Source organism: Bradyrhizobium sp. SZCCHNS3002 (assembly GCF_032377435.1).
Lineage (GTDB): Bacteria > Pseudomonadota > Alphaproteobacteria > Rhizobiales > Xanthobacteraceae > Bradyrhizobium.
This window is the reverse complement of the sequence record NZ_JAUHHY010000001.1, coordinates 709,668-732,050: the sequence shown is the minus strand read 5'-3', so window position 1 is coordinate 732,050 and position 22,383 is coordinate 709,668. Positions and strand designations below refer to the sequence as shown.

General features: G+C 65.3%; 27 protein-coding genes and 1 pseudogene. 14 read left to right on the top strand and 14 right to left on the bottom strand.

Translation table 11 applies throughout. The features are described 5' to 3' along the window. On the bottom strand, positions 1-738 hold the full coding sequence (locus tag QW845_RS03310) for a Crp/Fnr family transcriptional regulator (protein ID WP_315712288.1): 738 nt from the start codon (positions 736-738) through the stop codon (positions 1-3). 399 nt (positions 739-1,137) lie between these two features. Here QW845_RS03310 and QW845_RS03305 point away from each other — a divergent pair, with 399 nt between their 5' ends. Further along, positions 1,138-3,213, top strand: coding sequence for a HAMP domain-containing methyl-accepting chemotaxis protein (locus tag QW845_RS03305; RefSeq protein WP_315800209.1), 2,076 nt, complete (start codon positions 1,138-1,140; stop codon positions 3,211-3,213). 70 nt (positions 3,214-3,283) lie between these two features. Here the strand turns inward: QW845_RS03305 and QW845_RS03300 are convergent. The 4 genes and pseudogenes from QW845_RS03300 to QW845_RS03285 all read right to left on the bottom strand — a co-directional run. Then, a pseudogene (locus tag QW845_RS03300) lies at positions 3,284-3,414 on the bottom strand (DUF4142 domain-containing protein); the annotation flags it as partial. 6 nt (positions 3,415-3,420) lie between these two features. Further along, positions 3,421-4,215, bottom strand: a complete 795-nt coding sequence (locus QW845_RS03295) for a DUF72 domain-containing protein (protein WP_315800440.1) — start codon at positions 4,213-4,215, stop codon at positions 3,421-3,423. A 95-nt stretch (positions 4,216-4,310) separates the two neighbouring features. Next, entirely contained in the window at positions 4,311-4,517 is a 207-nt protein-coding gene (locus QW845_RS03290; RefSeq protein ID WP_315800208.1) for a hypothetical protein, read from the bottom strand. Between the two features lie 128 nt (positions 4,518-4,645). Beyond that, entirely contained in the window at positions 4,646-4,843 is a 198-nt protein-coding gene (locus tag QW845_RS03285) for a hypothetical protein (protein ID WP_315755672.1), read from the bottom strand. A 291-nt stretch (positions 4,844-5,134) separates the two neighbouring features. Between QW845_RS03285 and QW845_RS03280 the strand changes: the two genes are divergently transcribed. From QW845_RS03280 to QW845_RS03255, 6 genes are all read left to right on the top strand, one after another. Further along, positions 5,135-5,986, top strand: a complete 852-nt coding sequence (locus tag QW845_RS03280) for a 3-hydroxybutyryl-CoA dehydrogenase (RefSeq protein ID WP_315800207.1) — start codon at positions 5,135-5,137, stop codon at positions 5,984-5,986. Positions 5,987-6,820: 834 nt separating this feature from the next. Continuing rightward, the gene (locus QW845_RS03275) at positions 6,821-7,117 is read left to right on the top strand and encodes a copper-binding protein (RefSeq protein WP_315800206.1); all 297 of its coding nucleotides are present in this window, start codon (positions 6,821-6,823) and stop codon (positions 7,115-7,117) included. A gap of 80 nt (positions 7,118-7,197) precedes the next feature. Continuing rightward, on the top strand, positions 7,198-7,977 hold the full coding sequence (locus QW845_RS03270) for a DUF2066 domain-containing protein (RefSeq protein WP_315800205.1): 780 nt from the start codon (positions 7,198-7,200) through the stop codon (positions 7,975-7,977). 112 nt (positions 7,978-8,089) lie between these two features. Beyond that, positions 8,090-8,917, top strand: coding sequence for an SH3 domain-containing protein (locus QW845_RS03265; protein ID WP_315800439.1), 828 nt, complete (start codon positions 8,090-8,092; stop codon positions 8,915-8,917). A 134-nt stretch (positions 8,918-9,051) separates the two neighbouring features. Continuing rightward, the gene (locus tag QW845_RS03260; RefSeq protein ID WP_315800438.1) at positions 9,052-9,774 is read left to right on the top strand and encodes a DUF3750 domain-containing protein; all 723 of its coding nucleotides are present in this window, start codon (positions 9,052-9,054) and stop codon (positions 9,772-9,774) included. Between the two features lie 117 nt (positions 9,775-9,891). Further along, entirely contained in the window at positions 9,892-10,323 is a 432-nt protein-coding gene (locus QW845_RS03255) for a Rieske (2Fe-2S) protein (protein WP_315800204.1), read from the top strand. 25 nt (positions 10,324-10,348) lie between these two features. Here the strand turns inward: QW845_RS03255 and QW845_RS03250 are convergent, their stop codons facing one another. From QW845_RS03250 to QW845_RS03225, 6 genes are all read right to left on the bottom strand, one after another. Next, positions 10,349-10,579: a zinc ribbon domain-containing protein gene (locus QW845_RS03250; RefSeq protein ID WP_315800203.1), complete on the bottom strand. Its 231-nt coding sequence runs from the start codon at positions 10,577-10,579 to the stop codon at positions 10,349-10,351. A gap of 225 nt (positions 10,580-10,804) precedes the next feature. Further along, entirely contained in the window at positions 10,805-11,020 is a 216-nt protein-coding gene (locus tag QW845_RS03245; protein WP_315800202.1) for a hypothetical protein, read from the bottom strand. Between the two features lie 478 nt (positions 11,021-11,498). Beyond that, positions 11,499-11,690, bottom strand: a complete 192-nt coding sequence (locus QW845_RS03240; protein ID WP_315800201.1) for a hypothetical protein — start codon at positions 11,688-11,690, stop codon at positions 11,499-11,501. A gap of 63 nt (positions 11,691-11,753) precedes the next feature. Continuing rightward, on the bottom strand, positions 11,754-12,104 hold the full coding sequence (locus QW845_RS03235; protein WP_315755663.1) for a zinc ribbon domain-containing protein YjdM: 351 nt from the start codon (positions 12,102-12,104) through the stop codon (positions 11,754-11,756). A gap of 129 nt (positions 12,105-12,233) precedes the next feature. Next, entirely contained in the window at positions 12,234-12,518 is a 285-nt protein-coding gene (locus QW845_RS03230; protein ID WP_315712263.1) for a DUF2312 domain-containing protein, read from the bottom strand. A 147-nt stretch (positions 12,519-12,665) separates the two neighbouring features. Beyond that, the gene (locus tag QW845_RS03225) at positions 12,666-13,481 is read right to left on the bottom strand and encodes a transglycosylase SLT domain-containing protein (RefSeq protein ID WP_409997863.1); all 816 of its coding nucleotides are present in this window, start codon (positions 13,479-13,481) and stop codon (positions 12,666-12,668) included. A gap of 128 nt (positions 13,482-13,609) precedes the next feature. Here QW845_RS03225 and QW845_RS03220 point away from each other — a divergent pair, with 128 nt between their 5' ends. The 3 genes from QW845_RS03220 (at position 13,610) to QW845_RS03210 (ending at position 17,291) form a co-directional block, all read left to right on the top strand. Next, positions 13,610-15,679 carry a HAMP domain-containing methyl-accepting chemotaxis protein gene (locus tag QW845_RS03220; RefSeq protein WP_315800200.1) on the top strand — a complete coding sequence of 690 codons (2,070 nt, stop codon included), beginning with the start codon at positions 13,610-13,612 and terminating at the stop codon, positions 15,677-15,679. Positions 15,680-16,466: 787 nt separating this feature from the next. Next, on the top strand, positions 16,467-16,700 hold the full coding sequence (locus QW845_RS03215; RefSeq protein WP_315800199.1) for a DUF2171 domain-containing protein: 234 nt from the start codon (positions 16,467-16,469) through the stop codon (positions 16,698-16,700). Positions 16,701-17,021: 321 nt separating this feature from the next. Beyond that, positions 17,022-17,291, top strand: a complete 270-nt coding sequence (locus QW845_RS03210; RefSeq protein WP_315800198.1) for a hypothetical protein — start codon at positions 17,022-17,024, stop codon at positions 17,289-17,291. A gap of 171 nt (positions 17,292-17,462) precedes the next feature. Here QW845_RS03210 and QW845_RS03205 read toward each other — a convergent pair whose 3' ends face one another. Next, positions 17,463-17,774 (bottom strand): helix-turn-helix domain-containing protein, encoded by a 312-nt coding sequence (locus tag QW845_RS03205; RefSeq protein WP_315800197.1) that lies wholly within the window; start codon positions 17,772-17,774, stop codon positions 17,463-17,465. Between the two features lie 96 nt (positions 17,775-17,870). Between QW845_RS03205 and QW845_RS03200 the strand changes: the two genes are divergently transcribed. The 4 genes from QW845_RS03200 (at position 17,871) to QW845_RS03185 (ending at position 21,277) form a co-directional block, all read left to right on the top strand. Next, positions 17,871-18,623, top strand: coding sequence for a glucose 1-dehydrogenase (locus QW845_RS03200; RefSeq protein ID WP_315800196.1), 753 nt, complete (start codon positions 17,871-17,873; stop codon positions 18,621-18,623). 171 nt (positions 18,624-18,794) lie between these two features. Beyond that, positions 18,795-19,049, top strand: a complete 255-nt coding sequence (locus tag QW845_RS03195) for a DUF433 domain-containing protein (RefSeq protein ID WP_315800195.1) — start codon at positions 18,795-18,797, stop codon at positions 19,047-19,049. Next, positions 19,046-19,462: a DUF5615 family PIN-like protein gene (locus QW845_RS03190; protein WP_315800194.1), complete on the top strand. Its 417-nt coding sequence runs from the start codon at positions 19,046-19,048 to the stop codon at positions 19,460-19,462. Before QW845_RS03195 ends, QW845_RS03190 begins: the two co-directional genes overlap by 4 nt. Positions 19,463-19,735: 273 nt before the next feature. Continuing rightward, positions 19,736-21,277: a hypothetical protein gene (locus QW845_RS03185; protein ID WP_315800193.1), complete on the top strand. Its 1,542-nt coding sequence runs from the start codon at positions 19,736-19,738 to the stop codon at positions 21,275-21,277. A 282-nt stretch (positions 21,278-21,559) separates the two neighbouring features. On the opposite strand, the gene QW845_RS34110 is transcribed toward QW845_RS03185, so the two are convergent. Both QW845_RS34110 and QW845_RS03180 read right to left on the bottom strand, forming a co-directional pair. Next, positions 21,560-21,787 carry a CPCC family cysteine-rich protein gene (locus QW845_RS34110; protein WP_409997862.1) on the bottom strand — a complete coding sequence of 76 codons (228 nt, stop codon included), beginning with the start codon at positions 21,785-21,787 and terminating at the stop codon, positions 21,560-21,562. 157 nt (positions 21,788-21,944) lie between these two features. Continuing rightward, positions 21,945-22,298, bottom strand: a complete 354-nt coding sequence (locus QW845_RS03180) for a hypothetical protein (RefSeq protein ID WP_315800192.1) — start codon at positions 22,296-22,298, stop codon at positions 21,945-21,947. Positions 22,299-22,383 lie beyond the last annotated feature (85 nt).

The window sequence follows — 22,383 nt, the reverse complement described above, 5'->3', positions numbered from 1 at the left end:
TCACTCATTCGCATCGAGCTGACGGCCTTCGCGGTCCAAATGCAAGTAATTCGCGTTGAACAGGCCGGCGCTCATCAAGCGCTCGAGGTCCGGAAGTACCAGCATCTTGCCCTTGAGCACGATCAGGTTGCTGGCGCGCAGTTCCTGCAGCGTGCGGTTGACGTGGACCTTCGACAGGCCTGTCGCCTCGGCGAGATCGGCCTGAGTGAGCGGGAAGCTGCAGCTGCTGTCGTCGGCCAGGCCCGCCAGGCGTAGCCGGAAGAACAGTTCGCACAACAGGTGAGCCATGCGTTCGGACGCCGTGCGTTGCCCGAGATTCATGGTCCATTCGCGCTGGATTGCGGCGTTGACCAGTGTCTCCCACCAGAACGCCGTTGCAATGCGCGGATAGCCGGCGCTGATCTCGTCGAAGAACTCGCGCGGCAGATCGGCGATCGACACCGGCGTGATGGTGCCGATCGAATGGTCCATCTCGCGCAGGATGAAGATGTTGAGATCACAGATATCGCCGGGCAGGAAGAACGAGACGATCTGGCGGCGGCCGTCCTCGAGCTGCTTGTAGCGGCAGGCCCAGCCGTTCAGGATCAGATGCACGTCCTTGGGCTTCTCGCCTTCGCGCGCGATGTCGGTGCGTGGCGCGAAGGTCCTTACCCGTTGAGCCGCAGCGCGGTTGAGCATCAGGCGGTCGGCCGCAGAAAGGCGGACGAAATTCTCAAGCTTGCGGACCAGATGACTCAAAGAGTGGTTCCCCCGAATTAGTTTATTGGGGTTCCAAGCGGCGCGACTTCAATAACTTATGTTAGCATGATACCGCGTTGACCGCTGATCTTTCTGCACCTGCGCAAGGAACCAACGCGTTGTTGGTGTGCGTGGGTCTGCTGCCGCAATCTCGGTGATGATTTCGCCATCGCGCGATGGTCGGAGCATGAGCGACATCGCGCGAGTCAGACCTGCACTGCGCGCTTCTGTCGTCGAACTCTCATGAAAGTCGATGATGAATCACTGTCGAGGCCCGTGAAAATACGGGAATCGACGTGCGGCCGCGACGATTTGCCCTCGGCAGCGTGCCTGCGCAAGTTAATAGCCTCTTAGACTGCGCTTCCTAAGTTGACCGAAACAATCAACTGGAAATGCACGATGCGAGTCGGTCAGCTCTTTGCGGTATCGATGCTCTCGGTCACGGCGCTTGCCTGTGTTCTCGGGGGCGAGGTGCTGGTATCTCACTATCGCGCCTACGCGAGCAGAACCGAAGCGATCAAGTCAGTCGACGCGTTCGCTGCCGTGCTCCTTGCAGGCCAGGCCGTCGCGGGATTGCGGGCGCCGTTCGTCACGCCGATGTTCCAGGACGTTCCGGCCACTCCTGTGCAGCTGGACGCCGTCGACAAGGCCGGGCAGCAGGCCGACGCCGCCTTCGCCAAGGCGAAAGCGGCCGTTGAGACGCTCTCCGACAGCCAAGCCATCTTCGACGGACTGAACGCCGCCAAGGCAAAGCTCACCGACGTGCGCACGATGGTCGACCGCGCCGTGAGATTGCCGCTGAATGCGCGCGACCCGGCTGCGATGAAGGGATTCCTGCCCGGCTTGACCGACGTGCTGAAATCGGTCGAGCCGCTGCTCAACCGCCTCGAGAACCGCGTCGCGACCGCCGATGCATCGCTGACGCCGCTGCTGTCGATTGCGCGCATCACGCAGGATCTGCGGATCACGGCCGGCGGCCGCGCCGCGATGCTGGCCCCGGCGCTCGGTGCCAAGCGTCCGCTGGCTCCGGCCGAGTATTCCAACATCGATCGTGCGCAAGGCCGGATCGAGGTCGATCGCGAACGGATCGAGTCGAGCATCGATCAACTCGGCAATCCTCCGAAGGTCGCGCAGGCGATGTCGGAGGCGGTCGAAGCGTATTTCAACAACGCTGCGGGACTGATCGAAAAGGAGATCGCGGCGTCGCGCAGCAATGCCGGCTACACGCTGTCACCGGAGCAGTTGGGCGGCACCGTCGTGCCGCCGATCGGAAAATTCCTGACCGTTCGCGACAATGCGCTGGCCGAGGCACGGACGCGCGCCGAGACGGCGCGGGACGATGCACTGGTGATGTTCGGGATCGGCAGCGGCGCGGTGCTCGCGCTGCTCGGCATGCTCGGCGTCGTGACCTTCATGCTGCGCCGTCGCGTGATCGCGCCGCTGGCTGCGCTGACCGGCGTGGTCGGCGACCTCGCGGCTGGCCGTGACGACGTCGTCGTTCCGGCCAGCGATCGGCAGGACGAGATCGGCACGCTCGCCGCCTCGCTGCAGGTCTTCAAGGATGCGCTGCTGGCGAAGAAGGCGGCAGACCGGGCCGCAGCGAGCGAGGCGGAGGCCAAGATCCAGCGTGGACAGCGGGTGGATACGATCACCCGCGAGTTCGAGGCCGTCATCAGCGAGATCGTCGATGTCGTGTCCTCGGCGTCGACGGCGCTCGAGAGTTCGGCAGGAACGCTCACCACCACGGCCGAGCAGTCCGAGCGGCTCGCCACCACCGTCGCTTCGGCGTCCGAGGAGGCCTCGACCAACGTGCAGTCGGTGGCATCAGCGACGGAGGAAATGTCATCGTCGGTGACGGAGATCGGCCGCCAGGTTCAGGATTCGGCGCGCGTCGCCAATGAGGCCGTGCAGCAGGCGCAGCGTACCAACGACCGTGTCGGCGAGCTTGCCAAGGCCGCAGCCCGCATCGGCGACGTCGTGGAGCTCATCAACTCGATCGCCGGCCAGACCAACCTGCTGGCGCTCAACGCCACCATCGAGGCGGCACGCGCAGGCGAGGCGGGGCGCGGCTTCGCCGTCGTGGCCTCCGAGGTGAAGGCGCTGGCCGAGCAGACCGCGAAGGCCACCGACGAGATCAGCCAGCAGATCAACGGCATCCAGGCAGCCACGCAGGAGTCGGTGAACGCGATCCGCGATATCGGCGAAACCATCGAGAAAATGTCGGAGATCGCCTCGACGATCGCATCCGCGGTGGAAGAGCAGGGCGCGGCGACGCAGGAGATCTCGCGCAGCATCCAACAGGCGGCCCGTGGCACGCAGGAGGTCTCGGCCAACATCACGGATGTGCAGCGCGGCTCCAGCGCCACCGGCCAGGCGTCGGCGCAGGTGCTGAATGCGGCGCAATCGCTGGCCGGTGAAAGCACACGCCTGAAGCGCGAGGTCGCGCGCTTCCTGGGCTCCGTGCGCGCTGCCTGACGACGGGACTGCACGGCACTGCATCTGAGCATCATGAGCGCCGGCTCGGACCGGCGCTCATATCGTTCGCTCACTTGCCCTTGTCGAGGGTCTGCGCCATCTCGAGATGATGCTGCAGGGCCGGCAGGGTCTTGCCGGCCCAGTCCTCGGTGGCGGATCGTCGCCGCCCTTCGCATAGCGCTCGAACAGCGACACCGGGTCGCAAACCTAAACCGAGAGATGTGCACGATGTCCCGACGAACTGGCGCGCGCGGCGCGGCGTGCCTGGTGAGAAGATGCCGCGAGCAGCCGGCGTAGCCGCAGAGCGTCGGCGGGCGCCGCGCTCTTCTGGTCGTTGTCGAAATAGACGTAGACGTCGATGCCGTGCGACGCCCAGGCGCGAATGCGCTTGGCCCAGGCTTCGAGTGTCGCGTCCGGATAGTTGTCCTTGTAGCGGCCGCCCGGGCCATGGCCGCGCACATAGACGAAATCGGCCGTCCGCCTCCACGGCGCCGGCGCGTCGTGATGGTCCGACAGGCAGAGCGAGATGTTCGCGTCCCTCAGCAGGCGCATGATCGCCGGTGTGTACCAGCTCGGGTGACGGAATTCGAAGCTGTAGCGCCGGTGCGTCGGCAGCAGCGGGAGAAACGACTCGAGCCGTTCTCGATTCGCTTCGAATTGCGGCGGCAGCTGGAACAGCACGGGGCCAGCCTTGTCGCCGAGCAGCGACAGCCGGCTCTCCATCAGCGCGATGCTGTTGACCGAGCGCGCAGACAGGCGCTTCCAATGCGTGATGAATTTGGAGGCCTTCCAGGCGAAAACGAAATCGAGCCCGGTCTGATCGCGCCAGCCACGGACGGCAGCTTCCGTCGGCGTCCTGTAGAACACGCCATTCAGCTCGGTGGTCTCGAACTGGCTGGCGTAGTAGGGCAGCTGATGTCTGATCAGCAGTCCCGGCGGAAAGAACGCGCCGCGCCAGGACCCGTAGTGCCATCCCGATGTGCCGATCACGACCCGGGTCATCATCGTCCTCTCGCCGAGACCAGACCTCGAAAGCAAAGCGTCGTGAGGGCGTTCGGGTTCCTTTCAAAGCCGCAGCAGACGATACGGCGCGCGCTCTAGCGCTCGGCGGCGTGCAGCACCGGGGCGCTCAACAGCTCGTTGATATGCGCCGCCGTCTCCGCCTGCATCGCCTTCTTCAGCATGATGTCGCGCTCGGGGCCTACGGGAAGACGTGCTGCCGCTTCGCGGGCAGCTGTTGCAGCCTGCTGCAGCCGCTGGCCGAACGACACTGTCTGCTTACGCCGGTTCCGGGTGACGCTCATGGCGAACTCCTGTTGCTTCAAACAGGAGTCTGCGAGCCTGCCGGCCTTGTGTCGCTAACACACGTTAGCGTGCAGTTCACTATCCCTGGAGGTCCTGTTGGAACAAGACGACAGCGTCGTGGTGCTGATTAGTTGTTCGATCGATCTGGGTCATTGCCCGGAACGCTGAGATGCACCTCGTGGCCTTGCTTGATGGCCAGCGTCGCGGCTGATGCAGCGGATTCGAACGCAGCCTCCTTGGTCGCGTAGTCGCCATGGGCGTTGCCGTCATGCAGAACGCTCCAATGATCGTCGACCGCGACGATGGCGTATTGAGCCAGTCCCATGTCCTCCTCCATTCTTCGCGTCATTGGGTCGAAACGCTCCTGGCTGCCCGATGCCGTGCCGCGGGCGCGGCTCGTCTCGGCGGGCACGAGACCAACCAGAGCAGGTTGCATCCGTTCCTGTGCATGCGGACCAACCCTGGCCGGATGCGCCCGCTTCCCGATGCCGGCGAACCGCGGGGCAGCCGGCCCGTTCTCAGCCCTTGCGTTGGGTCTACCCCGCGGGCCGATAGCCTGTTAAGCAACGGCGCAGGACGGGGCGGTCCCCGCGGAAGAGACTGAGAGGAAACGGCAATGATTCAGACGGTCGGCATCATCGGAGCAGGCACCATGGGCAACGGCATCGCGCAGGTTTGCGCGGCCGCGGGCGTGCCGGTCGTCATGGTCGACATCTCCGAGCAGGCGGTGGCGCGCGGGCTCGCCACGGTGGGCTCCAGCCTCGATCGCCTGGTCAAGAAGGAGAAAATGACGGCCGCCGACAAGGACAAGGCGCTGTCGCTGATCACCGGCACTGCCGACAAGGCGAAGCTGTCGAGCTGCGACCTCGTCATCGAGGCCGCCACGGAGAACGAGGAGCTGAAGCTCAAGATCCTCAAGGACCTCTGTGCCGGCCTGAAGCCCGAGGCGCTGATCGCGACCAACACCTCCTCGATCTCGATCACCAAGCTGGCCACCGCCACCGATCGGCCCGACCGGTTCATCGGCATGCACTTCTTCAATCCGGTGCCGATGATGGCGCTGCTCGAGCTGATCCGCGGCCTGCAGACCTCGGATGCGACCCATGCGGCCGCCGCCGATTTCGCCAAGCGGATCGGCAAGGTCGCGATCACCGCGAAGAACAGCCCGGGCTTTGCCGTGAACCGCATCCTGTGCCCGATGATCAACGAGGCGATCTTCGCGTATTCGGAAGGCATTGCGACCGCGGCGGACATCGACGAGGGCATGAAGCTCGGCTGCAATCATCCCATCGGTCCGCTGGCGCTGGCCGATCTGATCGGACTCGACACGATGCTGTCGGTGATGGAGGTGTTCTACAATGGCTTCAACGATCCGAAGTATCGGCCGGCGCCGTTGCTGAAGGAAATGGTGGCCGCAGGCCAGCTCGGCCGCAAGACCGGCAAGGGCTTCTACGACTACGGCAAGTAGCTACGGCCAAGTAGCTACGGCCAAGTAGCTACGGCATTGTGCGACGCGAGCGGCGGGTGGCCCATGCGCCCGCCGTGCCTCGGTTGACGATCGACTACGCGGACGACGGATTGGCTGACGACGGATTGCGTTGACGACGGATTGCGTTGACGACGGATTGCGTTGACGATGGATTGCGTTGACGATGGATTGCGTTTCGAGGCGCGTGGGAGGACTACAGAACCACAGCTCCCCAAATGAGAGCTGCCGAGTTCGCACTGATCCGATGATCCAGATTCACGGCACAGCGCCGGGTGGGCAAGGGGCCATGCCTCGCTGATGCAGCCCACAAAGCCGCGACCCGGCGTGCCGTTCGTGATTTGCCGCTATGCGATGGTCCGAGCGATTACCGTCGCACTCAGCGGGCCTGGTACGGAGGTGGAGTCATTGAACCTCCCTGCAATCAGATGGATCGTCGTCGTTCCAACATCATCGGCACCATGAACGGCTACCGCAATGGACGACGGCAACGATCGTCCTCCCGGCGGCCGGCGCTGTCAAGGCGCAACATGACGCATTGATGAATTCGGCGTGACGGGTCCGGTCGATCCTGCGCGCGCGGAGAGACTGTGGTTCGCCTTGGAGTGATGACAAACCCGTGCAAATCATTACATGAGGGCAGCCGGTCGATGAGGCTATGCGGTTACGTCTTGCTCGAGCTCGTGTAGGCCGCATCGGCCGACATAAGGATCTGCAGCGGCGATTCACAGAGTGTGGCTCGGGTTGCGGCCTTTCGGGGAACCAAAGAATTCGTGGTGTTTTGTTTGCCGCGAAAAGCAAGGCAGGAGAACAGCGATGAGAGCAGTTGGCATCATTCTGACGACGGTCGCCATGTTTGTGGGAACTCTGCCCGCTCTGGCAGCTGAGCAGGGTACGGCGGGCATGGTCACGGGGATCAACCGTCTCAACGGCACGATCGCGATCAAGCGCATTCCCGATGGAACCGTCGGCGCCAACACGGCCGGGGCAGCCCAGGAGTTCAAGATCAAGGACAACGCCATGATCGAGAACATCCACGCCGGCGATCGCGTGACGTTCTCGACGTCTGACGCCGCCACACCCACGATCGTCAAGCTCGATCGGCAGAAATAGCCGTCATAGCCGGATCGAGGGGCGCGATGAGACAGTGCGGTGCTCTCCGCGGACGGGGCGTATGGCGTCTCGGGCTCTGGATGATGATGGTCGTCGGGAACTGCACTATTGCGACTGCGGCCCCGACCGACCTGTACCAGGCGCAGACGGTCGTGACCGGTCAGGGCGAGGACAATCGTCGGGCGGCCTTTGCAGCATGTCTGGAAGACGTGCTGATCAAGGTGTCCGGTGCATTTCAGCTCAGAAACGATGCAAGGCTCGCACCACCCGAGGCGCGGGCCGCGGAGTTCGTCACCGGCTTCGATTATCACGATCAGATGTCGGGCAAGCCGAAGCATGACGAGCAGGGCACGCGCGACCGTCCATATGACCTGACCGTGTCATTCGATCGCGCGCGGATCGATCAGTTGCTTGCGAGCTTGAACATCAAGCCGTGGCCGGCGCCGCGCCCGTCGATTGCCCTGATCGTGACGATGACGTCGGGCGGTCGTACTTTCTTCGTTGCATCCGACGACCGGAGGTCCGATCTGCAGCGGGACGCGCTGCGCGCAGCGGCCGTCAAGCGTGGGCTCGAGATCGTTCTGCCAAGCGCCTCCGAGGTCTCGAAGGCCGCTATTGAGCGCACCAAGTCGAACGATGTCCAGCCCGCGGCGGTCGCGTCGTGGTTTCCCGGAGCCGATGTCATGCTCTTTGGCGATCTCACCTGGGACGATGCCGAACTGGGCTGGGTCACGCAATGGCGCCTCGATCGCGCTGGCAAGCAAGATCGGTGGCAATTCCGTGGCGTGACGTTCGACGAAGCATTTCGCCGCGCTCTCGGTGGAGCAGCGCAACTCCTCTCCGACAACGGAGCGCCGTGAGGTTGCCGCGATAATCTGCAACCATTCCTGTGGATCGGAGGCGTGAGCCGCGCATGCGGGCGCGAGAGTCTCGCGCCCGAGCTCGCTCCGGCAAACAGACAGGAGGGTGCCCGTGGTGAAACTCAGAACGTGTCTCGTTGCTGCGCTGTTGATTGCCACGCCCGCCTCGCTGGCGGTGGCTGCGCCGGGCCTGGTGCGTACTGCGGCCACCATGCGCGCAGGACCGGGCCCAGGTTTTCCCGTCGTCGAGCGCATTCCGGCCGGTGCCAGGATCACCATCCATGGCTGCATTCAAGGCGGCGCGTGGTGCGATGTCAGCTTCGGAGGCGAACGCGGCTGGGTCGCGGCGCGGACGCTCGCCTATCTGTATCGTGAGCAGTACGTTGAGCTGCCAGAATATGTCGAGTACGTGCCGACTGTCGGCTTCACGCTGACCACCTATTGGAGCAGCTTCTATTTCGGCCGGCCTTGGTATCATCGGCATGCGTTCTGGAATCGCTACTGGCATCGCCATCCGCCGGTCATGGCGCAAAATCCGCCTCAGCCTGGCATGACCCCGGGGATGCCGGGGCGCGGTCCCGGCGGGGTGATCCAGCCGGGCGCGGTCGCCGGCACAGGCCAACGATCCGGACCGCCTTCGGGCATGCAAGGTCGTGTGCCGCCTGCGACGGCCGCCGGCCCCGCCGCACCTCCGGTCGTGGCTGGTGGTCCCGCGCGAGTTGCAACGCCACCCATGGTGCAGCCGTTGATGAGCCGAAGCAGCGGTGCGCCGCAGAGCGCCCGCGCGCAGATGGGCGGCATGCGCATGATCGGGACTTCGCCGCAAATCGGTTTGGCGCATATTGGGGGCGGCCCCGCCATGGGTGCTGCGCGTGTGGGCGTCAGCGGCCCTCGCGGTGGCGGGCGTTCCGGCCCGGGCGGTGGTTTCCGCCGGCACTGAGTCTTCAGCACTGGCGTGGTGTCCGGATTGTGAAGGCGGCGTGCAGGCCGGCGCTGGCGACGGCGGGTGCGATGACTACATGGATGTCATTCCTCGATGCCTCCCCATTGTTCTCGCCTATCGTGAAAAAGCCCGTGCTCGCTTTCCTGCTGCTCATCTTCGTGCCCATCTCGCTGTCGGCCGCGAACTATCTGCGCGGCGATCGCCGCGGCAGCTGGCAGACCGCGGACCGTTCGAGCGCGGGCCTGCTGCCATCGCCAGCTCAGCATGCCGACGCGGTGGTCCGCGTATTCGCTGCGCGCACGGTGCGTTGGCGTGGCATCTTCGCGGTCCACACTTGGATCGTCGTGAAGGAGAAGGGCGGCCCGCGCTATACCCGCTACGACTACACCGCGTGGGGTGAGCCGATCCGGGTCGATGGCTTCGCGCCCGATGGTCGCTGGTTCGGTGCGTTGCCGGAGACAGTGCTGGCCGTCGACGGCGAAGAAGCCGAGCGGGTGATTCCGAGGATCCGCAGCGTGATCGAGAACTACCGCTTCCGCGCCTATGGCGACTACAATGCCTGGCCGGGACCGAATTCGAACACCTTCGTGCAGGCGGCGCTGCACGCGGTTCCTGAGCTGAACGCCGTGCTGCCGCCGACCGCAATCGGCAAGGACTTCCCTTTTGACGGCTGGTGGGGGCGCACGGCGTCCGGGACCGGTCTGTTCGTATCGCTCGGTGGCTATCTCGGTGTCACCGTCGGCTGGATCGAGGGCGTCGAGCTGAACTTCTTCGGGGGAGTTCTCGGCGTCGATCTGCGCCGGCCGGCGCTGAAATTTCCCGGGATCGGCCGCCTCGGCATGCCACCGGCCTGAGGCCCACGATCTGCCTGTCAGGCACTGGCTGGCATGCTGCTTGCTGCGAGCCTCTTCAGCGCGCCTGCGATGTCGCGGATGCGCCAAAACGCCAAGCGAGGCGAGAAGAGGCGGACGATGAGCACGCTGTTTGCGATCTGCGCGACCTATGAGGTGGACGATGGCGCGGCGCGTGGCTTTGTTCTCCAGCGCCGCGAGCCCGACGGCAGCGCCAAGCCTTGGCCGATCCTGGTCACGCGCAAGGGCAACAACTTCTACGGCTTCGAGAATGCCTGCCCGCATCAGGGCGCCCGCCTCGACAAGCATCCGGGCGAGTTCATGGACGAGGAAGGTAATTTCCTCGTTTGTGGCGAGCATGGTGCCCAGTTCGACCTCGATACCGGACAATGCTTCATTGGGCCCTGTCAGGGCCGGACGTTGTCTGTGGTCGAGCTTGTGATCGACGACGGTGACATCTGCCTCTCCGGGATCGATCTGGACGAGGAGGACGGCCTCGACATCGACGATCCCGAGGATGACGTGCCGGAGGTGCAGATCACATCGGATTGAGGCTGAGCGCCGGCCCCCGACCGGGTCAGCGTTTCTTCCGTTCAGCGCGGCTGTAGTTGCTGAAGTGCCCCTCGCGTGCTGCCTGGCTGCGAGCGGCCTTGATCAGGCCGGGGCTGCGCGCCGGCGGCGCCGGCAGCGAGGGAAGGCGGGTCAGCTTGCGACTGCCGCAGGTCGGACAGACAGGCCTTTCAGAAATCCCGATCAGCAACTCGACATCCTCTGCGCAGGCCGCGCAATGGAAGCTATAGAACGGCATGACGTCATCCCCTCATTGTCGCTGAGGGGCGTTGCACGAAGCGGGCCAGCTCCATTGCGCATCGAATTCGCCGATTCAGGGCTCGTTTGCATGCGAACGGCAGCAGTTTTTTGCTGCGGTGTCCCGAATGCGACGCGGCTGGGGGCGAACATTCGACAGCCGTGCAGAGCTCCTCCGTCCGGCCGGCCCCGGATATCCGGTCGCCGGCCGGACGGACAAAGCGGATCAGGCGCTGGTTTTCGGCACGTACTTGCCGGCGACACACTTGTAACTCTGCAGATGCCACTCGTGATAGGGACTCTTGGACATCCAGTCTGCGATTCCGATCTGCGCGCTGACGGCGCAGGATGTCATCGTGATGCCGGACATCTCGCTGTTGGTGACGACCTTCTCCATGCAGAGCTGGCCGTTGCATAGCATTGCGACGAGAGTGACGAGCACGTTGATTCTGCCTCCAAAGAGTGGGACCCGGTCAGGATCGAGAAAGCAGAGTTCATGCCAAGTTATGAATCCAGGTCGTGCTGCTACGGGACGGATTGCTACGGGTGTCACTTCATGGCGACAGAAGCGTGATGGATTCACTGCTTGGATCACGCAGCGTTCGGCAACTGGCCCGTGTTTGCTGCTCGATCATTTGGCGATTTGCTCGTGTTGCGTGGTTCGGCCTGAGTGCCGAGGCTGAGCGGGGCCTATTGCGTCAAATAACAGGCAGCGCCTGCGCAGTCCTGCGGCGCTCGCGGACATTGGCTTCGGGGGCTTCGGGCGGAGTATCGCCGTTCATTGGCTGAATCAGAGTTCGGTTCGCACGGGCGTCCGCAGACGAACCGTCGATCCCCAGGATGATATCCGGCCTGATGCCAGACTTCCGGTGGCGCTGATATAGACGCCCCGACGCCCGGTGCTGGGAGCCTCCGCGTCGTCAGGCCTCGTTCAATCCGGCACCTCGATCGGTCAGTATCTTCTGCCCCTTCGCCGTCAGCTCGTAGATGTCGCCGTCCTTGGCGACATAACCCTCGCGGATCAGTCCATCGAGTTCGTCCTGCCGGTCGGGTGAGAAGGCGATTGCCTGGCCGATATCCGAAAGCATCGCGATCTGGTCGTCCGTCAGCATGGCCATCCTCCCGTTGTTGATCCGAACGCCATGGCGTCGCGAATGTTCCGGGAGCACGAGACCCTACGCCTTGCGCACGAACTCCGACTTCAGGTTCATCTGGCCGATGCCGTCGATCTTGCAGGCGATGTTGTGGCCGTCGCTCGCCTCCTGCAGGCGGATGTTGCGCACCTTGGTGCCGCCCTTCACGACGGACGACGATCCCTTCACTTTCAGGTCCTTGATGACGATGACGCTGTCACCGTCGGCCAGAACGTTGCCGTTGGCGTCGCGGATGCTGGCGTCGTCGCCGGCCGCTGCCGCAAGGGCGGCGTCGCCGCTCCATTCATGGCCGCATTCGGGACAGACCCACAGCGCGCCGTCCTGATAGGCGTGCTCGGAGCGGCATTGCGGGCAGGTCATTGCGTCGGTCATCTCATCCTCGGGCGCGGCAGAAGCATGGCGCAGCGTTAGAGGCTCGGATGGAACCGGGCAAGAAAAATCCCGGGGGAGGGCAGCGCGCGGCTCAGATCGGCTGCGCGCCGCCTTCGTCGGTCGGCAGCGTCACGCCGCCTTGCGCTCGGGGGTCTTGCTGGCCGGCCCGGTCTCGGCCGCTTCCATCGCCCGGAGATAGGTGTCGAGCAGCGTCTCGTGCTCGTCGCGCTCGTCCTGGTCCTGCTTCCTGAGCTTGATGATCTCCTTCAGGATCTTGACGTCGAAGCCTTCGCCCTTGGCCTCGGCGAACACTTCCTTCTTCTGCTCGTTCAGCTCCGCCAATTCGCCGTCGAGGTGCTCGATCCGCTCGATGAAGGACCGGATGCGCGCGCCGGGAATGCCGATCTCTGACATGGTGACTCCTGTACTAATGGGACGGAGAAAATGCGCGGCAGTTCGTTGCCAATGTCTTAACGGGCGCGCTTTGCCCACATCAGTGAATCCGACGTGCTTAACGCGGAACCGGGCCGGCTCTCGATGTCGCCGAGCGGGCGCCATGCGCTAGCTCCGCTCCGCCGCCGAGAGCTTCTGAAACTGCTTCTTCATCGCATTGACGCGGCCGAGATAGCCCGCGACCGAATGGTCGCCGCAGCGCTCGCCATCCGCCGGCTTGAAGCCGCGCCGCGCGAATCCGGCCGCCGGCCCGGCGCCGCACAGATGAATGACGGCTGCGAGATCCTGCCGCTGCTGCGCGCTCGGCTTGGCGCTAGGCTGCCGTGCGAGCACGGCGGCGACCTGGCGGTCGAGCGAGATCACCGTCAGCGCCACCGCATGCGCCGGCCATGCGCGGACGTACAGGCTCGGCGACCCGCAGCCGTCGCTGACCACCTCGTGCTCCCGGATGCAGAACCGTGCGGCGTCGGCAAAGGCGCCGTCGGTCATCTGGAACAAGCCGACGGCGCTGGAAGCCGGCTGATACAGCGCGAACGGATTCCACGCGAGGCGCCAGCGCCAATAGGTGCGCGCCACCGGATTGCCCGAGCTCTCGGTCTGCGCCAGGGCGGCGAGCAGCTCCGGCGTGATCGATCCTGTCGAGCTCTCACGGAACAGCGCGCCATATTGGCGCCACGTCTCCTCCGGCTCCTTGTCGAGCGAATGACCGGTCACCACGAACAGCTCGGTCGGCTTGCGCAGGACGTGATAGGCCAGATTGACCAGCGCGAAGGTCAGGAGCAGCACCAAGGCGCCGCAGGTGATCTTGATCCACCGCGGCGCCGCGCCCACCGTCCGGCCCAGCCGCTGCGCACCGCGCCCTGCGATTCGCTTCGCATCGCGCCGCAGCGCGCGCCAACGTCTGCCGCGTTGCGGCTTGCGCATTTTTTGTTGGCGTGGAGCAGGGGATTTCGGCAACTGATTACCTCGGGCGCCGGTGTGCCGGTCCATGGTTAAGGAAGAATTTGTGCAATCGCGTCATCCTGCCACTTTCTGGTGTGGGGCGGCGCGTGATGAAGAAATCGGTCAGTACTCTGCTGATGGTGCTGTTGTCGGTGCTGGCGGCGGGCATCCTGGTGTCCACGGCGATCCTGATGAGCGGCGCCGCGGGCCGCTATCGCGAGAGCGTCGCGACCGAGCATTTGACCGCGGCCGACAAGGCGATCTTCCAGAACGTGCTGGTCATGCGCGCCCACCGCGGCGACATCCAGAGCGTGCTGCTGAGCGAGGACGATCCGCGCGCCAAGCTCACCGAATATCAGGGCATCGAGGCCAAGGGCTATGACGGCATCGTCGCCGCGCTCGCCGGCGTCGACATGCCCGAGCGCGACGACCTCCTGGCCGGGTTGAAATCGAGCTGGGACGCCACGGTTCCGCAGTTCAAGCTGCTGTTCGATGAAGCCGCGAAGCCGCGTGCCGAACGCGTGCTGGCGCGTACGCAGGCCTGGTACCAGGCAATGACCAAGACGCTGGACGTCGCCAACGCCGCCTCGCTCGCCGTCTCGAACCGCGCCTGGATGACCGATCCGGCGATCGCCAAGATGGTGCAGGCGCGGCGGCTGGCCTGGCAGGTCCGCGACCGCTACGGCCTGCAATGCTCGGCGCTGCGTCCCAACATCAACGCCTCCAAGCCGCTCGACGACACCCAGAAGGGCGCGGTCGCGCAATGGCGCGGCACCGTCGCGGCCGGCTGGTCCGGGCTTGACGACCTCTTGGCGGGGGGCGGCAGCACCGCGCTCGCCGGGGCCGTGAAGACCTCGCGCACCGAGGTCGAGGCCGCCCATCAGCGCATGGACCAGCTCACCAAGGGGTTTGACGGCAGCGGCAAGCCGGCGATGCCGGCGCCGGAATGGAACGCGTTCTGCCAGGGCCCGTTCGCCGGCATCATCGCCGTCGGCATGACCGCGCTCGACGGCTCGATCGCGCGCGCCGAGGAGATCAGGACCGCCGCGCTGAGCAGCCTGGTCGTCCAGTCGCTCGCCTTCCTGGCCGCGCTCGCGGTGGCCGGCCTGGCGCTGCGCGCGGTGCGCGTCCGCCTGATGCGCCCGGTCGGCGTGCTGATGCAGGCGATCCAGCGCATCGGCCAGCGCGACTACCAGACCCCGGTGCCGCAATTCGCTCATGCCGATGAGTTCGGCGCCATGGCTGCCGCCCTCGAGGGCCTGCGCGAGAGCGCCGCCACCGCCGACCGGCTGTCGCGCGAGCGCGAGCTCGACCAGGGCCGCCGGCTGGAGCGCTCGCAGGCGATCGACAGCGCCTGCAAGAGCTTCGACGACACCGTGCAGGCGGTCATCGTCAGCATGGGCAACTCGACCGGCCAGCTCGATTCCAGCGCCGGCGACGTCCGCAAGCTGGTCGACGAGTCCACCGAGCAGACCGCCGCGGTCGCCAGCGCCGCGGAGACCGCGACCAGCAATCTCGAGACCATCGCCGCCGCCACCGAGGAGCTGACCGCATCGGTCTCCGAGATCGCCGCGCAAGTGCAGGCCTCCGCGGCCGATGCGCGCCAGGCGGTGGAGAAGGCGGCGCAGACCAACGCCACCGTCGAGATGCTCGACCGCGCCGCCAACCGCATCGGCGAGGTGGTCAAGATGATCACCGCGATCGCCGCGCAGACCAACCTGCTGGCGCTCAACGCCACCATCGAAGCGGCGCGCGCCGGCGAAGCCGGCCGCGGCTTCGCCGTGGTCGCCGGCGAGGTCAAGAACCTCGCGGCGCAGACCGCGACCGCGACCGACGACATCACCCGCCAGATCGCCGAGATCCAGGCCGCCACCGGCGAGTCGGTCGAGGCGATCCGCGCCATCAGCCACAACATCTCCAGCATCGACGAGAAGATGACGGCGATCGCCGCGGCGGTCGAAGAGCAGCGCGCCGCCACCACCGAGATCTCGCGCAACTTCCAGCATGCCGCCCAGGGCACCCGCGCCGTGACCGACACGATCGGCTCGGTCGCAGCGCTCAACCGCCAGACCGGCAATGCGGGCGCGGCCATGGTCGACTCCGTCCGCCGCATGTCGACCGATGCCGATCGTTTCCGCGTGGCGGTGGAGGGCTTCCTCGGCACCGTGCGCAAGGCCTAGCATCGGCCAAGCGGGCGCGAGCCCGCGGCGCAGATGGCGCCCGAGCCTTGCCGGTCGTCGGCCCTCTGAAGGGAGAGGGCGCGGGGAATGCCGGGCGCTGGCCGCACCCATGGCCCGCCTGCAGAAGATAAGCAGGCGGCAGTCACCACAGGTTCAGCCGAGGCATCCCGGCATTCCCCGCGCGATGGTTTTCACGCTTATAACGCGATCTCCCCGGTGTCCGGCTTGTAGCCACCGTCGCACGGCGGGATCATCGTCACCGCCGCACTTGGCGCCAGCTTCGGGGCGCCAGGACCACGCGTCTTCACGTCCGCAAGCGTGCCGTTCGTCGGCGGGCCTGAAGCCCGCTGCGGCACGTCCGCGGCCACCGCATCTCCGGCCCACGTCTCGTGACGATCGCGATGCGCCCCTCTCGGCGGGCCGGGATGGGCGTAGACAATCATAAATTCAGAAAAATAGAAAGCAATTTATTTTTATCGGAAGGTCTGGACACGACCGATCAGCCTGATGGCGTTGGCGAAATCAGCCGCGAGGCGCAGCAGGATTTCGCCGCGCATGACGCTGTCGGAGGGGGGGGCCAAGCGACGCCGCTGGCGGCGCGTGCCCACCATCGGCGCCGGCGGGTGCGGACGGTGGGCACGGCGCGCGAACGATGTTGCGCGACGAGATCGAGCCGGGCGGGCCTTTGCCCACCCTGCGGCTGCGTCTGCGCGGAGGCGCGTCGCGGAACACATCTCCCATCCGCCGGTTGAAGCTGCTTCCACATCAGCCACGGAGCACCCGCGCCATGCAGGACATCAGGGAACACATGGAAGTCATCGGCGCCGACGGCGCGCATGTCGGCACCGTCGACCGCGTCGACGGCAACCGCATCAAGCTGACCAAAAAGGACAGCGGCGAGGGCAGCCACAAGGGGCATCATCACTTCATCGACAAGGGCCTCGTCGCCGGCGTCGAAGGCGACAAGGTGCGGCTGTCGGCCATCGGCGCCGTCGCGGTGACGATGGAGGAGGAGAAGTAGGGGCGGGGATACTCCTGTCTCCGTCCTCCGCTCGCAGTGATGCGCCCTTGCTCTCCTACGCGACCGGCCCGTGACGTGTAGGGTGGGCAAAGCGGCGCCGTCAGGCGGCGCGTGCCCACCATCGACGGCAGGCACGGTGGCGTGCGCATTTGCTCCAAAGCTTGTCATTGCGCGGTGGCGTCGAACCAATCATCGGATGCCGACGACACATGAAGATGTGATCGACGCGTGACCACGCGGAACTTGTGATGGCCAGGCGAGACAGCTACTCCCTGCGGAGCACATCAGCGCGAACGCACAGAATGGACGAACGTCGACGTCATGGACGGTGCAGACCTTATCGGCTTGCTGATTGCGTTCCTGCTGCCGCAACCGATGTCCCACGCCGAGCTGGCGCCCACCGGCATCTTCAAGTCGCCCTTGTACTACACCTATAACGGCCTTCTGCTGGCGCTGTTCGCGCTGATCTTCACGCCCATGTTCGTCCGCTTTCCGTCCGCTGCGCTCAAGGCCGATTTGATCGCTTTGGCCATCGTCGCGGTGGCCGCCTTCTTCGCCCGTCGCGCGCTGAAATGGCGCTATCCAATCTGACCTAACGGCTGCGCTCGCATGACAGTGAACCGTAGGGTGGGCAAAGCGGCGCCGTCAGGCGGCGCGTGCCCACCATCGACGCTGGCGGGTGCGGGCGGTGGGCACGGCGCGCGCAAAATGGTGCCCGACAAAACCGACGCTGGCGCGCCTTTGCCCCGCCCTACGTTTCGGCTACTCCGCGTAGCCCAGAATCGTCTTTAACAATTTCGGGAACCGGGCATTGAGGTCGGCCTCGCGCACGACGTTGCGATGCTCGACGCCCTGCTTGGTGGTGTGGATCAGGCCGGCCTCGCGCAACACCCGGAAATGGTTCGACAGCGTCGATTTGGCGATGCCGGGGCAGGGCGCGGCCTCGGTGCAGGACATGCAGTCCTTCCGTTCCATCAGGCTCCTGACGATGCGCAGCCGCAAGGGATCGGCGAGTGCGGCCAGCACTCCCGCTAATGTGATGTCCTCGCGCGACGGGTGAAACAGCTGCGCCATGAAAAACATATAGCGACGGCCTTGCGCGCGTTCAATAGTTCACTAGTTCTGAACGATTGAACCGAACGCCGCAGGCGGCGCAATGTGGAGAGCAAGATGAGCAAGCGACTTGAGGGCAAGGTGACGCTGGTGACCGGCGCGTCCAAGGGGATCGGCGCCGCGATCGCGGCCCGGCTGGCCGAGGAAGGCGCCGCTGTCGCCGTCAACTACAGCTCCAGCCGGGAGGGCGCCGACCGCGTCGTGGCGGGGATCACCGGCAAGGGCGGCAAGGCGGTGGCCGTGCGCGGCAACCTCGCCAATGCCGGCGACGTCAAGACCATCGTCGCCGAGACGGTGAAGGCGCTCGGCCCGATCGACATCCTCGTCAACAATGCCGGCGTCTACGCCTTCGCGCCGCTCGACGGCATCACGCCGGAGCACTTCCACAGCCAGTTCGACGTCAACGTGCTCGGCCTGCTGCTGGTGTCGCAGGAGGCCACGCGGCATTTCAATCCGGCCGGCGGCAGCATCGTCAACATCTCCTCCGGCGTGTCCACCCTGACGCCGCCGAACACCGCCGTCTACACCGCGACCAAGGCCGCCGTCGACGCCATCTCTTCGGTGCTGTCAAAGGAGCTGGCGCCGCGCAAGATCCGCGTCAACACCATCAATCCCGGCATGATCGTGACCGAGGGCGTCGTCGCCGCCGGCCTGCACGAGGGCGACATGCGCAACTGGATCGAAACGGCCACGCCGCTCGCGCGCGTCGGCAAGGCCGAGGAGATCGCCGCCGCGGTGGCATTCTTCGCCTCGGACGATGCGTCCTACGTGACCGGCGAGACGCTGCACGTGACCGGCGGGCTGCGCTGAGCGATCACGTCACTTCGGTCGCAGTCGCGAGCGGTGAACCGTAGGGTGGGCAAAGCGCCGCCGCAAGGCGGCGCGTGCCCACCGTTCCGGTGTTTGGACGAAGCCAAATTCCCGTCTCGCCCCCCGGCGCCTATCGCGCTATGATGACAGCCGCGGGAAAGGAAGGCAGCCATGACCATCAAGGTCGCCGTCAGGTCAGAGGTCGTTCGTGATCCGACGGTCATGAGCGGCGATCCGGTGGTTCGCGGGACACGGGTGCCCGCCGAAACCATCCTGGCCTACCTGCGCGCCGGCTATCCGGCGCAGGAGATCTTCGCCGACTATCCGAGCCTGCCGATCGATGGCATCGACGCGGTGATCCGCTGGGCCGAGGTCACCTATGGTGCCGATTGGCGATCGGCGGAGAACGCGGCAGCCACCCGTTGAGCGAACGATTCCTGATCGACGAGTGCCTGAGCGGCGCCTTGGTGGGAGTGGCAAAGGCGCGCGGCTATCAGGCGGACTACGTCACCCATCTGGGCAAGAGCGGCTGGCAGGACTGGAATCTGGTGCGGTTCGCAAGCGCGAACGACTACATCATCGTCACCGACAATCGCAGAGATTTCCTGAAGGAATATGCCAAGCTCGACGTACATGCCGGGCTGGTGATCCTGATCCCGAAGGGCACGCGGGATGAGCAGATGAGTCTGTTTCAGAAGGCGCTCGATCTCTATTCCGTCCGCAACGCCGATCTCGTGAACAAGCTCATCGAAGTCGCGCGCGACGGCTCGGTCCATATCCGCGAGTGGACCGCCGACGATCACGACATCAACCATATCAACGATCCGAAGTGGCGGTGACCGTAGCCCGGATGAGCGAAGCGATATCCGGGGTCTGCCGCAGCGCCAGCGATGAACCCGGATGTCGCTTCGCTCATCCGGGCTACGCGGCAACGGTGATTTTTGGCAACTATAGGTTGATGAATCGTCCGATATAGGATCAAATCGGGCTTGCCGAATCCGTGATGCGCGCATCGCGGACGAGCTGCGTTTCAACCCACCGGTCGGGCGCATGGCGTTTTGCCATGGCGCAGTCCTGGCCGGCTGAATTTCAAATCACCAAAGGAGTTTCTCATGCGCATCGGTTTTGCATTGTCGACCATGTCTGTCGTCGCCGCATCGGTAGCCCTCGGCTGGGGCCTGACCGCGCCGCGCCCCGCGCACGCGTTCCTGGAGGACATCTGCATCCCGCGCGTGAAGGACGGGCTGAAGAATTGTCTCGCGCCGGCGAGCGCCTGCAAGGATCCGGCGGAGGCGCTGAACCGCGGCTGCCTGCTCGAGGCGGTGCAGTTCGCCGTCATTCCGCCCGGCCGCAGCATGATCCATGCGGACTCGACCTATTTCATCGCCCAGGCGCTCGGCTACCGCGCCGACGTCGCCTATTGGATCGCCGCCTACAACGAGAATTCCGACTACGCGCAATATGCGCCGATCGACCAGTGCGGCGGGCAGGCGACCTCGACCAATTCCGGCGCCAGCTACATCACCGCCAAGTTCAACGGCTTCCAGCGCACCAACAACACCACCGACGGGCCGCTGTATCACTATCTGCTGAACTTCTCGCCGAACGGGCAGGGCACCGACGTGCACGGCGCCAGCGGCGTGCAGGCGGTGTATCCGTTCCACTATCCGCCGCCCGGCTATCCCATCACCATCGACAGCGTCTATCAGGGCACGCTGTACGACCTCCGGCAATGGGCGATGAAGCCCGACGACGGCCCGGGCCTGCTGTGCACCGCCGGATACACCACGCCGAACGGCTCGTCGAACTTCAGCGGCCCGCAATGCCTGGCGAACGTCCCGATCAGCGGCAACGTGCCGCTCTTGGAGAACTACGCCATCGGACCGGCCATCAACATCACCTCGGGGCCGAAGGTGCTCGACAACAGCAATGGCAACGTCGACTATACCCAGCTGAAGTCCTGGCTGGACGACAAGAGCCGGACCACCGGCGTGCTGTTCGACGACCCCAAAAAGCCGCCGGTGCCGGTGCAGATCGCCAGGATCGGGCTCTATCTGCACTCCCTGCAGGATGCCTCCTCGCACGGCACCTTCTGCGGCGACGACGCACCGTCGCCCCCGGGCGGCTCGGATGTCGGCAGCTACATGGTCATGAGCTCGGGCAGCATCAAGCTCAGCTTCGGCACCTATTGCGCGACGGGGCCGCATCTGGCGAGCCACGTGCAGGAGACCGGCACCGGTGACGCCAGCCTGCCGCTGCGCGACTATGTGGCGCTGAACAACACGGTGGACGAGCTGATCCTGTTCGGCAACAATGTCGCCAAGCCGCGCGGCTGGATCGTCAACCCCAGCCTGCTGCCGCCTGATGTCGTCGGGGCTAAGAGCGCCGCCGGCGACAGCGCCGCCGATTTGAAATCGCGTCTCGTCGGCCGCATCGTGCAGGGCGTGCAATGGTCGCGTGCCGAGGTCTACAACTCCGGCGTCATCACCGCGCCCCTGCAACGCACCGAGGCGCAGGATCGGCTGAACACGATGAATGCGGCGCTCGGCGCCTATTCGAAGCGTCTGCTGGCCGCCAATTCCAAGCTGACGCCGCTGCGGCCGATGCCGGGGAACTCGTTCGCGCCGGGCGACAAGTCGGTGTGCTTCAAGTAGGGCCGCGGGCTGAGTTGGTGTGATGACGCCAGCTCTCTCCCCACGTCATTCCGGGGCGCGCGAAGCGCGAGCCCGGAATCCATACCCACAGGCTGTTGTTGGCCGACGCGCTCGTCGTGGCCTCATCTCTCAACTCGTAGCCGCTCGTGGTTATGGATTCCGGGCTCGCGCTTTCGCGCGCCCCGGAATGACGGAGGAGAGAGACGTCCCAGCCGCTCCCAGTCGTAGGGTGGGCAAAGCGCCGCCATCAGGCGCGTGCGCCCACCGTCACCCTCAGCTGAATTAACGCTCCTCGTCCCTCGGCGGCCGAACATGCGCTCGGTACGCCGGATCAGAGGCGCCGCAGTCCTTGAAATTCCGCCGTGCATCATGCTCGTCCTGCCCATCATCCTCCCAGTAGCACACGGGGCACATCTCAAAGCCGCCGCGTTCGCGTAACGTAAGGAAGCGGCAGCATGGACAGCGGTAGCCGGAGTCGGACGGCGGCTCGTTGATGTCAGGGAATGTCATGGGTTGGAGAATGCTGGGCGGGGTCAATCACGTCAACGTCACGATCGCGCGTGCTCATCCTTGCCACCGCAGCAAGATGCGGTGGTCACGTTACGACGCGGCTTTGCCTACGGAGCTGTCCCGCTCATTCGAGCCTGCTGATGTCTTGTGCGCCGTTCTAGGAGGCTTCCGTCGTCGAAAGCGTCTTCCAGAGCAGATATCCGCCCAGCACGATCAGGATCATCGGCATGAGCGGCAACGGCAAGGCAAGAAGATCCCACAGGCCGGCCGCAAGAATGATGACCCCGATGACCACGCCGAACCGGTCGACCTTGAGGCTCCGTTGCGTCCGCACCATCTGTGCGCCCAGGATGAGGACGCCGACGCCCACCAGGAACCAGCCCCAGGGAAGCCCGGCGAGCATGACGACGCCGAGCCATATGAAGAAGACGGCCCAAGCGGCTGAATCGATTTGACGGTGCGGATCGGGTGTGTCGTGGGATGGGACGAGAGACGCTTGCGTATCGGCCATAGTGCTGCCTCGTGCTGCCTCCGCTTCTCTGACGGCGACAGTCTGATGCGGATCCACCTCGATGCTGTTGATGCAAGTCAACCAA

Coding starts and splice junctions, on each gene's coding strand:
- QW845_RS03210 (WP_315800198.1), top strand. CDS start 17,022: ATGGACGGTGCAGACCTTATCGGCTTGCTGATTGCGTTCCTGCTGCCG.
- QW845_RS03280 (WP_315800207.1), top strand. CDS start 5,135: ATGATTCAGACGGTCGGCATCATCGGAGCAGGCACCATGGGCAACGGC.
- QW845_RS03250 (WP_315800203.1), bottom strand. CDS start 10,579: ATGCCGTTCTATAGCTTCCATTGCGCGGCCTGCGCAGAGGATGTCGAG.
- QW845_RS03225 (WP_409997863.1), bottom strand. CDS start 13,481: ATGCGCAAGCCGCAACGCGGCAGACGTTGGCGCGCGCTGCGGCGCGAT.
- QW845_RS03220 (WP_315800200.1), top strand. CDS start 13,610: ATGAAGAAATCGGTCAGTACTCTGCTGATGGTGCTGTTGTCGGTGCTG.
- QW845_RS03240 (WP_315800201.1), bottom strand. CDS start 11,690: ATGCTGACGGACGACCAGATCGCGATGCTTTCGGATATCGGCCAGGCA.
- QW845_RS03255 (WP_315800204.1), top strand. CDS start 9,892: ATGAGCACGCTGTTTGCGATCTGCGCGACCTATGAGGTGGACGATGGC.
- QW845_RS03275 (WP_315800206.1), top strand. CDS start 6,821: ATGAGAGCAGTTGGCATCATTCTGACGACGGTCGCCATGTTTGTGGGA.
- QW845_RS03215 (WP_315800199.1), top strand. CDS start 16,467: ATGCAGGACATCAGGGAACACATGGAAGTCATCGGCGCCGACGGCGCG.
- QW845_RS03305 (WP_315800209.1), top strand. CDS start 1,138: ATGCGAGTCGGTCAGCTCTTTGCGGTATCGATGCTCTCGGTCACGGCG.
- QW845_RS03230 (WP_315712263.1), bottom strand. CDS start 12,518: ATGTCAGAGATCGGCATTCCCGGCGCGCGCATCCGGTCCTTCATCGAG.
- QW845_RS03180 (WP_315800192.1), bottom strand. CDS start 22,298: ATGGCCGATACGCAAGCGTCTCTCGTCCCATCCCACGACACACCCGAT.
- QW845_RS34110 (WP_409997862.1), bottom strand. CDS start 21,787: ATGACATTCCCTGACATCAACGAGCCGCCGTCCGACTCCGGCTACCGC.
- QW845_RS03285 (WP_315755672.1), bottom strand. CDS start 4,843: ATGGGACTGGCTCAATACGCCATCGTCGCGGTCGACGATCATTGGAGC.
- QW845_RS03235 (WP_315755663.1), bottom strand. CDS start 12,104: ATGACCGACGCAATGACCTGCCCGCAATGCCGCTCCGAGCACGCCTAT.
- QW845_RS03200 (WP_315800196.1), top strand. CDS start 17,871: ATGAGCAAGCGACTTGAGGGCAAGGTGACGCTGGTGACCGGCGCGTCC.
- QW845_RS03205 (WP_315800197.1), bottom strand. CDS start 17,774: ATGGCGCAGCTGTTTCACCCGTCGCGCGAGGACATCACATTAGCGGGA.
- QW845_RS03195 (WP_315800195.1), top strand. CDS start 18,795: ATGACCATCAAGGTCGCCGTCAGGTCAGAGGTCGTTCGTGATCCGACG.
- QW845_RS03185 (WP_315800193.1), top strand. CDS start 19,736: ATGCGCATCGGTTTTGCATTGTCGACCATGTCTGTCGTCGCCGCATCG.
- QW845_RS03295 (WP_315800440.1), bottom strand. CDS start 4,215: ATGACCCGGGTCGTGATCGGCACATCGGGATGGCACTACGGGTCCTGG.
- QW845_RS03290 (WP_315800208.1), bottom strand. CDS start 4,517: ATGAGCGTCACCCGGAACCGGCGTAAGCAGACAGTGTCGTTCGGCCAG.
- QW845_RS03270 (WP_315800205.1), top strand. CDS start 7,198: ATGATGATGGTCGTCGGGAACTGCACTATTGCGACTGCGGCCCCGACC.